This is a genomic window from Rouxiella sp. Mn2063, assembly GCF_049319665.1.
Lineage (GTDB): Bacteria > Pseudomonadota > Gammaproteobacteria > Enterobacterales > Enterobacteriaceae > JBMOUD01.
The window spans coordinates 71,048-85,178 of the sequence record NZ_JBMOUD010000001.1 but is presented as its reverse complement, the minus strand read 5'-3'; the positions used below and the strand labels follow the sequence as shown (position 1 = coordinate 85,178).

Annotated in this window: 13 protein-coding genes; 5 read left to right on the top strand and 8 right to left on the bottom strand. The window is 45.6% G+C overall.

Going from position 1 to position 14,131, the window contains the following annotated elements; genetic code table 11:
* From ACL9RG_RS00400 to lrhA, 3 genes are all read right to left on the bottom strand, one after another.
* Window positions 1-453 carry an NADH-quinone oxidoreductase subunit A gene (locus ACL9RG_RS00400; protein ID WP_422790592.1) on the bottom strand — a complete coding sequence of 151 codons (453 nt, stop codon included), beginning with the start codon at window positions 451-453 and terminating at the stop codon, window positions 1-3.
* Between the two features lie 275 nt (window positions 454-728).
* Window positions 729-920: a hypothetical protein gene (locus ACL9RG_RS00395; RefSeq protein ID WP_422790591.1), complete on the bottom strand. Its 192-nt coding sequence runs from the start codon at window positions 918-920 to the stop codon at window positions 729-731.
* Window positions 921-1,153: 233 nt separating this feature from the next.
* Window positions 1,154-2,095 (bottom strand): transcriptional regulator LrhA, encoded by a 942-nt coding sequence (gene lrhA, locus ACL9RG_RS00390; RefSeq protein WP_422790590.1) that lies wholly within the window; start codon window positions 2,093-2,095, stop codon window positions 1,154-1,156.
* 995 nt (window positions 2,096-3,090) lie between these two features.
* Here lrhA and ACL9RG_RS00385 point away from each other — a divergent pair.
* Together ACL9RG_RS00385 and yfbR are read left to right on the top strand one after the other, a co-directional pair.
* Window positions 3,091-4,305, top strand: coding sequence for a pyridoxal phosphate-dependent aminotransferase (locus tag ACL9RG_RS00385; RefSeq protein ID WP_422790589.1), 1,215 nt, complete (start codon window positions 3,091-3,093; stop codon window positions 4,303-4,305).
* Window positions 4,306-4,440: 135 nt separating this feature from the next.
* The gene (gene yfbR / locus ACL9RG_RS00380) at window positions 4,441-5,040 is read left to right on the top strand and encodes a 5'-deoxynucleotidase (RefSeq protein WP_422790588.1); all 600 of its coding nucleotides are present in this window, start codon (window positions 4,441-4,443) and stop codon (window positions 5,038-5,040) included.
* A gap of 112 nt (window positions 5,041-5,152) precedes the next feature.
* Here the strand turns inward: yfbR and ACL9RG_RS00375 are convergent, their stop codons facing one another.
* A complete protein-coding gene (locus tag ACL9RG_RS00375) occupies window positions 5,153-5,806 on the bottom strand; it encodes a sugar phosphatase (RefSeq protein ID WP_422790587.1) in 654 nt (217 codons plus the stop codon).
* 106 nt (window positions 5,807-5,912) lie between these two features.
* Complete coding sequence (gene yfbV / locus ACL9RG_RS00370) at window positions 5,913-6,368, bottom strand: terminus macrodomain insulation protein YfbV (RefSeq protein ID WP_422790586.1); 456 nt, start codon at window positions 6,366-6,368, stop codon at window positions 5,913-5,915.
* Between the two features lie 353 nt (window positions 6,369-6,721).
* Between yfbV and ackA the strand changes: the two genes are divergently transcribed.
* The gene (gene ackA / locus ACL9RG_RS00365; RefSeq protein WP_422790585.1) at window positions 6,722-7,924 is read left to right on the top strand and encodes an acetate kinase; all 1,203 of its coding nucleotides are present in this window, start codon (window positions 6,722-6,724) and stop codon (window positions 7,922-7,924) included.
* A gap of 177 nt (window positions 7,925-8,101) precedes the next feature.
* The gene (pta, locus tag ACL9RG_RS00360; protein WP_422791151.1) at window positions 8,102-10,231 is read left to right on the top strand and encodes a phosphate acetyltransferase; all 2,130 of its coding nucleotides are present in this window, start codon (window positions 8,102-8,104) and stop codon (window positions 10,229-10,231) included.
* Window positions 10,232-10,339: 108 nt separating this feature from the next.
* On the opposite strand, the gene ACL9RG_RS00355 is transcribed toward pta, so the two are convergent.
* The 3 genes from ACL9RG_RS00355 to ACL9RG_RS00345 all read right to left on the bottom strand — a co-directional run bounded on the left by ACL9RG_RS00355 (window position 10,340) and on the right by ACL9RG_RS00345 (window position 12,724).
* Window positions 10,340-11,707 (bottom strand): PTS ascorbate transporter subunit IIC, encoded by a 1,368-nt coding sequence (locus ACL9RG_RS00355; RefSeq protein ID WP_422790584.1) that lies wholly within the window; start codon window positions 11,705-11,707, stop codon window positions 10,340-10,342.
* Between the two features lie 167 nt (window positions 11,708-11,874).
* Entirely contained in the window at window positions 11,875-12,147 is a 273-nt protein-coding gene (locus ACL9RG_RS00350; RefSeq protein WP_422790583.1) for a PTS sugar transporter subunit IIB, read from the bottom strand.
* A 133-nt stretch (window positions 12,148-12,280) separates the two neighbouring features.
* Window positions 12,281-12,724 carry a PTS sugar transporter subunit IIA gene (locus ACL9RG_RS00345; RefSeq protein ID WP_422790582.1) on the bottom strand — a complete coding sequence of 148 codons (444 nt, stop codon included), beginning with the start codon at window positions 12,722-12,724 and terminating at the stop codon, window positions 12,281-12,283.
* Window positions 12,725-13,112: 388 nt separating this feature from the next.
* Between ACL9RG_RS00345 and ACL9RG_RS00340 the strand changes: the two genes are divergently transcribed.
* Window positions 13,113-14,129, top strand: coding sequence for a LacI family DNA-binding transcriptional regulator (locus ACL9RG_RS00340; RefSeq protein WP_422790581.1), 1,017 nt, complete (start codon window positions 13,113-13,115; stop codon window positions 14,127-14,129).
* Window positions 14,130-14,131: the final 2 nt, after the last annotated feature.

Below are 14,131 nucleotides of genomic sequence, written 5' to 3'. Positions count from 1 at the left end.
TTATTGGCGATGATTTTGCGAATGACCGCTGGTATCAATTGCTGGGCTAGGTTTGACAGAGTCTCTTTTTGAACGGGTTGGCGTCCAATCCAGAGCGCCAATGCGAACCAGATAGAAGAGACCAGCTAACAGTACCAAAATGAAAATGGCAGCTTCGATGAATCCGATCCATCCGCTTTCACGAATTGACGTTGACCATGCATAGAGATACAAAGCCTCGACGTCAAAAATCACGAAAAACATCGCGACCAGATAAAACTTGGCTGACAAACGCAACCGAGCCGAGCCTACAGAGGCAATACCGGACTCAAATGGCGTTTCTGTATTACGTCCCCGGGTTTTTCCACCAAGAAACGCTGCACCAAGTAACATCAGGCAACAAAGACCTATTGCAACGACAAGAAATACTGCGAATGCCCAGTTATGAGCGATAACTTCAGTGGTTGTTGACATAACTCATGCTTACTCATCAAAAGCGGCGCTTCGCATCTGCTCTTTGGTCGGCAGTTTGCACACCACATCGATTCAAGGGAAGGATAATAACCACAAGAAAACAAGGCCTAACCACAAGCTAAACCAGTGTTTTTCTGTGGGCTTTTTACCTTTTTCTATAACCTTCTGTCAACTTTGACAAAAGAAACTCCACATTAGTTTACACATCTATCATTTTATTAACATAACATGCGCTGACTGGAGCTAAATCGTGTCAGTAATAAAAAGTCGATAAATCAGGTGCATACTGCTGAAGGAGAGTGTTTTGCTCTTACTCCTCTTATTGTCGCAGGAATATCTGCTTCTTCCACCCAATTAATAGGGGTATTTTTTGATCCAGCGCAAATTTTTGGCAAATTTGTTAAAATAAAACCGGTAGATTTATCAACTCTTGTTGAATCTATAAAAATACGATGACGGTTTTCCAACTATTTTTCGTACAAAAAAAACGCCAATTCAAGATCAGCATCCCAAACTAATTTCTCAAAGAGAATAAATTTCTTTAGCCGTTTTTTTTACGAATATGGATAAGGGTTTGCAGCAAAAATAGAGGTTATAGCGGAGTTTAATGGCGAGGCGTTTGTTTTTATAACTTTACTAAATCAATACCACTTCTTTAAGCCCTCTAATGTATAGAGGGCTTAATAGGAGAAAAGATTGATTACTGTGGCTCGATGAAAAACTCTTGGTCGTCATCCTGAATCGGCTGTTGGGTAGATATACTGTGCAGATAAGGATCGGCCCCTTGCTCCACAGCAGTGAAGATAGCCATAGCCAAATCGTTTTCACAACGATCATTTTTACACAACACATACTGAGTATTAGGCAGGCTTGGTAATCCTTCCTGCTCGCCGAGTACCCTTAGTTCAGGGCTCATCATTTCAATTGGCCTTGCGGTGATACCCAGCCCCGCTTTTACCGCAGCACGTACAGCAGAAAGCGTAGAAGCAACATAGGCAATGCGCCAAGATACCCCTGCGTTCTCAAGATGCTCGATAGCCATTGAACGATAAGGACTTGGTTCATCCAGAACAACCAACGGTACGGTATCTCCCGCATGATAAGAAAAATCCGCAGCGCAGTACCACAGTGTTGGTGATGTACGCAGAACAACATGCGAATGATCGGTAGATGTCACTGTGGTGATAGCTAAATCGACCTCTTCATTTTCCAACATCGGAAGCATGTAAGGATTGCGTTTCACCCTAACATCGATTGATAGCTTTGGATAAACCGACGTTACTCGGTTTAACAAAAACGGCAGAATTGTATCTGCGGTATCATCAGAGGCACCGATCGTCACCCCTCCTTGCACATCGCTGTACATGAGTGATGCACAAGCCTCATCATTAAAACGTAGTATTTTTCTTGCATACCCCAGCAATTGAATACCATGTTCCGTGAGTAATTTATTGCGCCCGTGCCGGGCAAAAAGCTCTTTGTCGACTAATTGCTCCAGACGTTGCATCTGTTGACTCACTGCTGATTGAGTACGGCAAACAGCTGCTGCAGCGGCAGCAAATGTATTTAAATCAGCTACAGCTACAAAAGTCCTAAGCAGATCAAGATCAAGATTGAGAATTGGACGATTTGCATTTGTCATAGTTTTTCTTCACTTTTAAAATCTAATAACACGCTACCCTGGAAGTGTGTAAAACATCACACATCGCGCAGAATAACAGATATGTAAGGCGCTCACTCGTTAGATAATGAAGAAATATGAAATATTTGTACGCCACCACTCAATCTTAAGGATGCACTGCGTCAGGTGTCTTTAAATCATATTTAAATTCAATTAATTAAAAATCGCTTTACGGAAAGTTTTTATATGCTCATTCAGTAAAATTACTACTGTATAGGTATCTAAAGTCAGTAGATTGATGCTCACGAAGAAGTAAAAACCAACCGATTGATAATGTTGGCCTTTTATATGACAGCACTGACAACCACAAGAAAAACAGTACAATTATTTTATATGATTACATTGGTTTATTCTTATGATTCTATCGATGTAAATCATTAAGAATTATCTTATCTTAATCTTTTTCTTATTATTAGATGTGCAATTCATTATCTTTACTTACCAAATATTCGGATACTTTAACTCATTACTTACCAAGCTTATTTGTTATGTGATAATCTTTATTGTTCACAAAGATTTAACATGGGGTTTATTTTGCGCTGCATAAAAAGTCAAAAAAATATCAGGCATAATGAGGCATGTTGATTTCATTTAAAACTTCATCACTTTTTAACTTAAGAAAAATAACCAGAATAAAAATATGGTCTTATTCTCACTTTATTAAACAACAACTATCTGAATATGTAAGATAATCCATACAATAGCTGAGACCTTTAGTACCTCATTTAGATTTTCGTGCTAAAAGATTATTTTATGACAACCTGATCAACCAGATACATGAGAATAAACACCAGCGAATGATACATCGTGATGCAGCAAGAACCTGTTTTGCACTAAAGCGATGCGTCCCCCTTCAAAAACCCCCAAGGTGAGAGTAAATTGTTTGCTTAGCATTGTTGCAAGTAAGCCCTGTTAAAGGATAAAGAACAGGTTTAACCCAAAAGGCCCACACTGACATGTCCCCTATTGAAAAATCGCATAAACTAGACAACGTTTGCTATGACATTCGCGGTCCAGTACTAAAAGAAGCAAAACGTCTCGAAGAAGAAGGCAACAAAGTTCTAAAACTGAATATCGGCAACCCTGCCCCTTTTGGTTTTGACGCTCCGGACGAAATCTTGGTTGATGTCATCCGTAATCTGCCAACTGCACAAGGCTATTGTGACTCCAAGGGTCTGTTCTCAGCCCGTAAAGCCATCATGCAACACTATCAAGCGCGTGGAATGCGAGATATTACCGTCGAAGATATTTATATCGGTAACGGCGTGTCAGAGCTGATTGTGCAATCAATGCAAGCCCTGCTTAATACAGGCGATGAAATGCTAGTCCCGGCACCGGACTACCCGCTTTGGACCGCAGCAGTTTCGCTTTCCGGTGGCAAAGCCGTGCACTATATGTGCGATGAAGGAGCCGATTGGTTCCCGGATCTTGAAGACATTCGTGCAAAAATCACCCCGCGCACTCGCGGTATTGTGATTATCAATCCGAATAACCCAACAGGTGCGGTCTATAGCAAAGAACTGCTAATGCAGGTTGTCGAGCTGGCTCGTGAACATAACCTGATCATTTTCTCCGACGAAATTTACGACAAAATCCTTTATGACGAAGCAGAGCATATTTCTATTGCTGCACTGTGTCCGGACTTACTGACCGTCACCTTTAACGGATTATCCAAAACGTACCGTGTTGCTGGTTTCCGCCAAGGTTGGATGGTGCTTAATGGGCCAAAGAAACACGCAAAAGGCTATATCGAAGGTTTGGAAATGTTGGCATCCATGCGTCTGTGTGCCAACGTTCCAATGCAACACGCCATTCAAACTGCGCTCGGCGGTTATCAGAGCATTAGCGAGTTTATTCGCCCCGGCGGCCGTCTGGTTGAACAACGCGACAGAGCCTGGGAGCTTATCAATCAGATCCCAGGCGTATCTTGCGTAAAACCACGCGGTGCGTTGTATATGTTCCCGCGTATTGATGCTAAACGCTTCAATATTCATGACGACCAAAAACTGGTGCTGGACTTGCTGTTACAGCAAAAAGTCCTGCTGGTTCAAGGTACGGCCTTTAACTGGCCTTATCCGGACCACGTGCGAATTGTTACTCTGCCTCGCGTTGATGAGCTGGAAATGGCGGTCAATAAATTAGGTCGTTTCCTCGAAACCTATCGCCAGTAATTTCGCCTAAAAAACCTCAAGGTGCAGATTATCTGCACCTTTTTTCTTTCTACACCTTGACGCTATTTCGCAATTGCATAACGGATACATACTGCTCACAATAACCGCCTGTTCACGCTGTTGTCGGAGAGACTTATGAACCAAAGCCACTTTTTTGCCCACCTGTCGCGCATGAAATTAATCGGCCGCTGGCCACTGATGCGCAATGTCCGTACTGAAAATGTCTCCGAACATAGCCTCCAGGTTGCTTTTGTTGCCCATGCCTTAGCATTGATAAAAAATAGAAAATTTAACGGTAATCTGAATGCGGAGCGCGTGGCATTGCTGGCGATGTATCACGATGCCAGCGAAGTACTCACCGGCGATTTACCCACGCCAATCAAATACTATAATCCGCAAATTTCTCATGAATATAAAAAGATAGAAAAAATCGCCCAGCAGAAGCTCATTGAGATGCTACCAGAAGATCTACAGGATGACTTTCGTTGCCTCATCGATGAAAATCACTATAGCGATGATGAAAAAAGTACCGTTAAACAAGCTGATGCGCTATGCGCTTATTTGAAATGCTTGGAAGAGTTGGAAGCCGGGAATAATGAATTCAAGCTGGCCAAAGCGCGCTTGGAAAAAACGCTGGCTCAGCGCCAAAGCCCAGAAATGGATTACTTTATGGAAGTATTTATCCCCAGCTTTAGCCTATCTTTAGACGAAATAAGTTTTGACTCCCCATTGTAACCATCAACACTTGCGCTTTACCTAAGCTCACTTTTATCTAAGATGAAAAAAAGCCCCGATAAATTCGGGGCCTCTATAAAGCCGTATTATCAATCTTGGTAGCGATGACAAGCTATACCAAAGAAACGGTGACCAAATCTGCACGTTGATTGACTTGCAATGTATCAAGACTGCTCAGCACCATATCGACTCGCTCAATTCCTGGCGTATCCTCAGGCGCATTCACTGCGATGACTTTACAGCCTGCAGCCAAACCAGACATGACACCCGCAGGCGCATCCTCCACCACGACACAGTCCTCAGGCGCCAAGCCAAGTCGTTCGGCTCCCAATAAATAAGCGTCAGGACGAGGTTTACCATGCTGAACCTGCTCTGCGGTAATAAAGACTTCCGGCTTAGGCAGATTTGCTGCTGCATGACGCGCGCTGGCGACAGGGATTGATCCCGACGTCACAATAGCCCACGGAATATTTTGACGATTGAGCTCATTTAGCAACTTATGCGCGCCCGGTAGCGCCGTTACACCAGCGGTATCTTCGGCTTCATTCTGCTCCAATGCCAAAAAAGCCTGCTGAATCTGTTCCTCACTCTCCCCCGCCATAAAATGCCGCAACGAAGTTATCGCCTGCTTACCATGGATAAAAGCCAGCACCTCTTGCGGATCTTTACCGTAACTCAAGGCCCAATTACTCCAGGCACGTTCTACGGCAGGCAATGAATCCACTAGCGTTCCATCAAGGTCGAACAGAAAACCTTTGCACTCCACAGGCGACTCCTTAATAAGTCTTAACCATTAAAAATCGCGCAGTGAGTACTGCGCTTGGGCAATTGATCAATTCGTTAAGTTGCACACTCTGCTGGAAGGCAGAGTGCTATAGATCGTCCAAAAATGTTTTGTCTAACTGTTTAAACGCACGTTTGAGTACATCTGCCAAGGACTGGTAGGTTGGTTCACCTTCTATAGGTGCTAACGCCTGGCCAGCTTCGCTTAGTTTGTGGCGCACTTCATGAAACCAATTCAATAATGTTGGTGGCAGTGGCGTAATAGAACGACGCCCTAACCACCACAAGCCTTGCATCGGCAAACTACAGGCAAAAATTGATGTTGCCACGGCCGGTCCCAACTGCCCACCAAGAGCGATTTGCCATGTCAGAGTAAACACGGCCAATGGCGGCATAAAGCGCACCGCAAAACGCGTTGCAGTCGAGATCCGGTTTTCAGGAAACACGGGTGCCAGACGCTTGTTTGACGGCCAGGTTTTCATGTAATGCTGACCACGTTGGAAAACCTGGAACCAACCGATTGAACCTGATGGTTTACTCGTCATATTCACCTCAACTTCACATGTAATTTTTAAAAAATAGTTTTAAGAAGCAAACTGGATTTTATCATGGCTAAATATATTTTGTTTTTATAACGGGCTATCGGTATCCTATACCAGCCTTCTGGTCACTGTTCTACTTGGTTTGAGAAGCCGTTTTATTGCTTTTCACGATCATGCTAACTAACAGTCTGCGGCATGACGTTAATCATCTTTATCAACACCATTATGCGCTACGCTTGGTGCCTGATTGACTGTATATTAACCAAGTGTTTTGTTTTTACTTGCTCCCCCGCCCGTGCTTAGTGCCATTTATCGGGGAAGCGTGAACGACACCAACTCATATAATAGGACCATCCATGTCAAGTAAGTTAGTATTGGTGCTTAACTGCGGTAGCTCTTCACTGAAATTCGCTATCATTGATGCGGTAAACGGTGAAGAACACATTTCAGGTTTGGCTGAATGCTTCCATCTACCAGAAGCCCGTATCAAATGGAAACTCGATGGCGCAAAACACGAGGCAGCATTAGGTGCTGGCGCGGCGCACAGCGAAGCTCTGACCTATATTGTTAACACTATTCTGGCCGAAAAACCTGAACTTTCCGCGCAGCTCGTGGCTATTGGCCACCGCATCGTTCACGGTGGCGATAAATTCACTAAATCAGCGCTGATCAACAGCGATGTTTTACAGGGTATCAAAGATTCTATCCCATTTGCACCGCTGCATAACCCGGCGCACTTGATTGGTATCGCTGAAGCATTGAAATCCTTCCCAAAACTGGCTGATAAAAATGTTGCGGTATTTGATACTGCCTTCCATCAGACCATGCCGGAAGAATCATATTTATACGCGCTGCCGTACTCTCTGTATAAAGATCACCACATTCGTCGTTACGGCGCACACGGCACTAGCCACTTCTATGTGACTCAAGAAGCGGCCAAAGTACTGAACAAACCGGTTGAAGAAGTGAACCTGATCACTTGTCACCTGGGTAACGGTGGTTCTGTTAGCGCCATTCGTAATGGTAAATGCGTTGACACCTCAATGGGTCTGACGCCGTTGGAAGGCTTGGTAATGGGCACCCGTAGCGGCGATATCGACCCTGCGATTGTGTTCCATCTGCACGATGCTTTGGGTATGAGCGTTGAGCAAATCAACAAGATGCTGACCAAAGAATCTGGTCTGCTCGGTTTGACCGAAGTAACTAGCGATTGCCGTTATGTTGAAGACAACTATGACAGCAAAGCCGATGCTAAACGTGCAATGGATGTGTTCACTCACCGCCTGGCTAAATACATTGGTGCTTATGCAGCGCTGATGGAAGGCCGTCTGGATGCAGTTATCTTCACCGGTGGTATTGGTGAGAACTCTGCGCTGGTACGTGAACTGACGCTGAACAAACTTGGCCTGCTGGGTCTGGAAGTTGATGAAGCACGCAACCTAGCGGCTCGTTTCGGCAAATCAGGTCCAATCCATAAAGAAGGCACCCGCCCTGCTCTGGTTATCCCAACCAATGAAGAGCTGGTGATCGCTCAAGACGCAGCGCGTCTAAGCGCATAACGTTATATAAACTGCCGGTCTTTAACCGGCAGTTTTTCATTATAGGTGAGCGTTGTGAGTTGAACATCAAGGTCACTTAAGCAGTCATGCTCAGGTCACACCAATATCGTTTTCCTCCACGTCGCTCTCCTGCCAGGTAGTAAATAGTCAAAGAGGTTTACCGTGTCCCGTACAATTATGTTGATCCCGACAGGCACCAGCGTCGGCCTGACTAGCGTCAGCCTTGGCGTGATCCGTGCCATGGAACAGAAAGGCGTCAGCCTAAGTATCTTCAAGCCTATCGCGCAGCCGCGTAATGATGCTGATGAACTCGATCAAACCACCACCATCATTCGCGCCCACTCTTCAGTGCCAGCTGCCGAACCGCTGAAAATGAGCCATGTTGAAAGCTTGCTGAGCAGCAACCAGCAAGATGTCCTGATGGAAGAGATCGTCGCTCGCTATCACGCCAACACGCAAAATGCCGAAGTCGTGCTGGTTGAAGGCTTGGTACCAACACGTAAGCATCAGTTTGCGAACGCCTTGAACTATGAAATTGCTAAAACACTGAACGCTGAAATTGTTTTTGTTCTGGCACTTGGTAATGACTCGCCCGATCAACTCAAAGAGCGTATTGAACTGGCGCGCACCAGCTTTGGTGGCAGCAAAAATACCAGCATCACTGGCGTCATCATCAACAAACTTAATGCTCCCGTTGATGAGCAAGGCCGTACTCGTCCTGATCTGTCTGAAATCTTTGATGATTCAAACAAAGCTAACGTCGCGCACATCGATCCTCAACAGCTGTTTGCCGACAGCCCGCTGCCAGTTTTAGGCTGCATTCCATGGAGCTTCGAACTGATCGCGACTCGTGCTATCGATATGGTTAAGCACTTGAATGCTTGCGTGATCAACGAAGGCGATATCAATACTCGCCGCGTTAAATCTGTGACCTTCTGTGCGCGCAGCATTCCACATATGCTTGAGCATTTCCGCCCAGGCTCACTGTTAGTGACTTCAGCTGACCGCCCAGACGTATTGGTTGCGGCCTGCCTGGCAGCAATGAACGGCGTTGAAATTGGCGCTATTTTGCTGACCGGTGGTTATGAAATTGATGACTCCATTAACAAACTTTGCGAGCGCGCATTCCAGACTGGCCTGCCTGTCTTCCGCGTCAACACCAATACCTGGCAGACCTCTCTGAACCTGCAAAGCTTCAGCCTGGAAGTACCGGCGGACGATCACCAGCGTATCGAGAAAGTGCAGCAATACGTTGCTTCACATATCAATAGCGAGTGGATTGACTCACTGACTGCACATTCAGAACTGTCTCGCCGCCTGTCTCCACCGGCGTTCCGTTATCAGTTGACCGAACTGGCTCGCAGCGCTAACAAACGTATCGTGCTGCCAGAAGGCGATGAGCCACGCACCGTCAAGGCCGCTTCTCTTTGTGCTGAACGCGGTATCGCAGAATGTGTGTTGCTGGGCGATCCGGAAGAGATTAAACGCGTTGCAGCTGTACAAGGCGTTGAACTGGGTAAAGGCATTAAGATTGTCGACCCGGTTGCCGTGCGTGAAGAGTACGTTGCCCGTCTGGTTGAACTGCGTAAAAGCAAAGGCATGACCGAAGTTGTTGCCCGTGAGCAGTTGGAAGACAACGTAGTTCTCGGCACCTTGATGCTGGAGAAAGGTGAAGTTGATGGGCTGGTTTCTGGTGCCGTGCACACTACTGCTAACACCATTCGTCCACCGTTGCAGTTAATTAAAACCGCACCTGGCAGCTCATTGGTTTCCTCTGTGTTCTTCATGTTGCTGCCGGATCAAGTTTTAGTTTACGGTGACTGCGCGATCAACCCAGATCCTACCGCAGAACAGCTGTCTGAGATTGCTATTCAGTCTGCAGATTCTGCTGCCGCCTTCGGCATTGAGCCACGTGTTGCGATGATCTCCTACTCAACCGGTAACTCTGGTGCGGGTAGCGACGTCGAGAAAGTCCGTGAAGCAACGCGTTTAGCACAGGAAAAACGTCCAGACCTGATCATCGACGGCCCTCTGCAGTACGATGCGGCCATCATGGCTGACGTAGCAAAATCCAAAGCACCAAACTCTCCGGTTGCAGGTAAAGCGACTGTGTTCATCTTCCCTGACTTGAACACGGGTAACACCACCTACAAAGCGGTACAACGTTCAGCAGACCTGGTGTCTATCGGGCCAATGCTGCAAGGTATGCGTAAACCGGTCAACGACCTGTCACGCGGTGCACTGGTAGACGATATCGTTTACACCGTGGCGCTGACCGCGATTCAGTCTGCGCAAAACGAAGGCTAATCTGCATAACGCTTTGCTCGATACTGAGCATCAGGCTAATGCAAAACGCCGACCATATGGTCGGCGTTTTATTTTCTACTGCTTAAACAGAACACACGCGGTCGGCGGTTACTCTGCTTCTTTCTTAGGTGCTTTTTTACCCAAGTAGTTATAAGCGACCAGCGCAGCAAAGATAGCGATAATCAGCCCCATAATTGCTTCTTTAGACATAAAGCGTGCCAGATTACCAAACACAATCCCCAGTACACCAAAGTCGGCATCAGAGAACGTCGTGTTAGCAAAACCAAGCGCACCAAGAACCGGCAACAGTAACACTGGCAAGAAGGTGATTAGCAGTCCGTTGGCAAATGAACCCGCCATCGCACCACGACGCCCGCCTGTTGCATTACCGAATACACCAGCCGTTGCCCCGGTAAAGAAGTGCGGTACCACGCCAGGCAGAATCAACACCAGCTTCATTTCCCCCAGCAGGAACAATCCAACCAAACCGCCAAGGAAGCTGAATAAGAAACCAATTAACACGGCATTAGGTGCGTAAGGATATACAATTGGGCAATCCAATGCCGGACGCGCATTAGGTACCAATTTTTCTGAGAAACCAACAAAAGCAGGAATGATCTCAGCCAAAATCAGACGTACGCCTTGCAGAATGATAAACACACCCGCCGCAAAGGTAATCGCCATGATGATGGAATAAACCAGATAGTTTTGCCCTTCACTGTAAGTCTTCTCAACAAAAATCTGCCCGGCAAACACTGCCAGAATCAGATAAATAACAATCATGGTCAGCGAGATAGAGATTGAACTATCGCGCAAGAAACTGAGGTTCTTCGGTAAATTCATCTCTTCCGTAGAACGAGAGTTTTTACCAACGATACTGCCGACCCAGCCCGAAAGCATATAGCCAAAAGTACCGAAGTGGCCCAGAGCAACATCATCACTACCGGTCACTTTACGCATATAAGGATGCGCAAATGCCGGGAAGAACGCCATGATAAGACCTAATAACAGTGAACCAGTAAATACCAGCGTGACGCCTTCAAAACCTGCAACGGTTAAGATTACGCTAATCATACAAGCCATATAGAAAGTATGATGACCGGTCAGAAATACGTATTTTAAGCGAGTAAAACGCGCAACAATTAAGTTGGCGACCATACCAAAAGCCATAATCAATGCAGTAGGTGCACCAAATTTTGCCATGGCGATAGAGACGATCGCTTCATTATTAGGAATGATCCCTTGAATATTAAACGCATGTTCAAACATGCCACCCAATGGATTAAGTGCACCAACTAATACCGTCGCACCACCGGCTAAGACTAAAAATCCTAATATTGTTTTTACTGTGCCTTTCACGACATCAGAAAAACCTTTTTTCTGTGCAACCAATCCTATTAACGCGATAAGACCAACCAATACTGACGGTACTTTTAATATATCAACAACAAACTTGAGCGTTTCTTGGATAAACATATCCACCTCATCTGTATCTAAAATACACCCGTGATACTTCAAGAAACAGGGGTAATGGCTTCCCTCGCTCACCTGATTCTCGACACTTTGGGCATATATCCTTTGCCCTTCAAGGTGCAGGAAAAGTGACGACCAGCATCTTGAAGTTACTTGGATAATAAATTAGGTTACTTATTCTCGAAGTAAGCCGTCAGCTTGGTTTCAAGTTCTTTAATATCAACCAGATTAGTAATAACAACCAGTTGATTGTCAGGAATATTAGCACTCGCAGCAATATCTTTTGCCATCACAAAAAGATCGGCTTCGCTTGGAATAGCGGAAGATAAATCAGCATGTGCGACTTCGGCAGTAATATTGAGTTTTTTTAATACTTTCTTAATATTCATCTCAACCATAAAGCTACTGCCTAAACCGTTACCGCAAATCGCCATAATTTTCATTTTCTTCACCTGTGTTTAAATGTAGGGAACTACACCATAATTATTCTGATGTTAACAGCATAGTGGAACACTGACTTATAGTGGAACACTGATTTTATTTCATGGCTTTATGCCATCTATTTTATATTCCCTACTAATAGCGGGAAATAATATCCTCTATTGTGGCGATATCCTCCGCCTGCCCGATCCTCAACATATCTTCTTCGTTTGAAAATAACTCAGCTAACTCGGAGATCAATTCAATATGACTGTGTTTATCAGGAGCTGATAACATCACCACGCTGTATACCGGATCATTATCTTCAGAATTAAACACTACACCCTGCGGCAAGGTAACCAGCGATAATCCTAACGCATTCGCGCCGTCCTCTGGTCTGGCGTGTGGCATAGCAATGCCTGGAGCCAATACGAAATAAGGCCCCAGTTTTTCATGCTGCTCAAAAATAGCCGCAACATAAGCCGGGGTAATCGCCTTATTACTTAACAACGGGGCGGCACTGGCTTCAATTGCCTCACGCCAATCATTGATATCAGGTCTTCTTTGTATAGTTTCTGCTGTTAGCCAGTCTTTCAGCATGGCGCTACCTTTTGTTTTATCGGTGTTTGCTTAATGTATGTTGTTACTTATAAACATCTTGTTCTCAGTATCTTGATGTCGGTTATGACATCAATCGTAACGATCCAGACTCTAATCAAGGGTAGCGGTAACATCTGTGAGCAAAGTCACAAAGATAGCGCTACCAAAAATTGATTATCTGGAACTGTGATAGCGCTATCATAATTACCATCAAGCAAATCACAGCATTCATCTCAGCCCACGAAATAGCGATATACTTTGCCGGAGAATGGTCGATAATCTTGCCACTACTTTAACCGCACTCCCTGCGTAGATCCCCAGAGCGGCTAACGATGACAATTTCTCGCCTATTGTGCGCATGATGCGCAATTGAACGTCAGGATGTTACATGTCGATTAATAAAAAACGACGCAGTACCGGAAGAGTTACACTAGCTGACGTTGCGCAATTAGCCGGCGTAGGCAGCATGACCGTCTCTCGTGCACTGCGTACACCAGAACAAGTCTCAGACAAACTGCGAGAAAAAATTGAAGAAGCGGTAAACCAATTAGGCTATCTACCAAACCAGGCCGCCAGTTCCCTCGCCTCAGCTTCCTCGTTCACCATCGCGATGGTAGTGCCGAGCATGGCTGAATACGGCTGTGCTGAAATGTTTGCCGGATTACAAAAAATTCTGCAACCTGCCGGTTATCAAATCATGCTTGCCGAGTCAGGGCATCGTATTGAGCGCGAAGAAAAACTGCTGGAAACCTTGCTATCTTATAATCTTGCGGCCGCCATTTTGCTCAGTGTAGAACATTCGTCCAACGTACGTAATTGGTTAGACAATGCGTCGATCCCGGTACTGGAAATTGGAGCCCTGACCGACTCCCCTATCGATATGAATATCGGTATCGATAATGCGCAAGCGATGTTCCAGCTCACTCAAACGCTGACAGCCAAAGGCTATCGAAACATTGGCATATTATGCGCTAATCAGGAGCAGTGGATTTTTCAACAGCACCTGCAAGGTTGGCATAAGGCTATGTTGCGTGCGCATATCTCGCCACATCGAGTAATCAACTCAGCGGAACCCGCCAACTTTTCCACTGGCGCACGGCAGTTACCCGAGTTTTTGCTGGCTTGGCCGGAGCTTGATGCTTTGGTTTGCGTATCTGATGAACTTGCCTGTGGTGTGCTCTATGAATGCCAACGCCGCCATATTCGCGTACCAACAGATTTAGCAGTAGTAGGTTTTGGCAATAGTGATATCAGCACAGTTTGTCAGCCGCCCCTGACCACGATTTCTATTCCCCACAAAGAAATAGGTATTCGCGCAGCACAGGCCTTATTAGCACGTATTAATGAGCAGGAATGGGAGGAAGTGACCATTGCTGCCTCGCTATGTAAGCGTGACAGTTGTTAGTA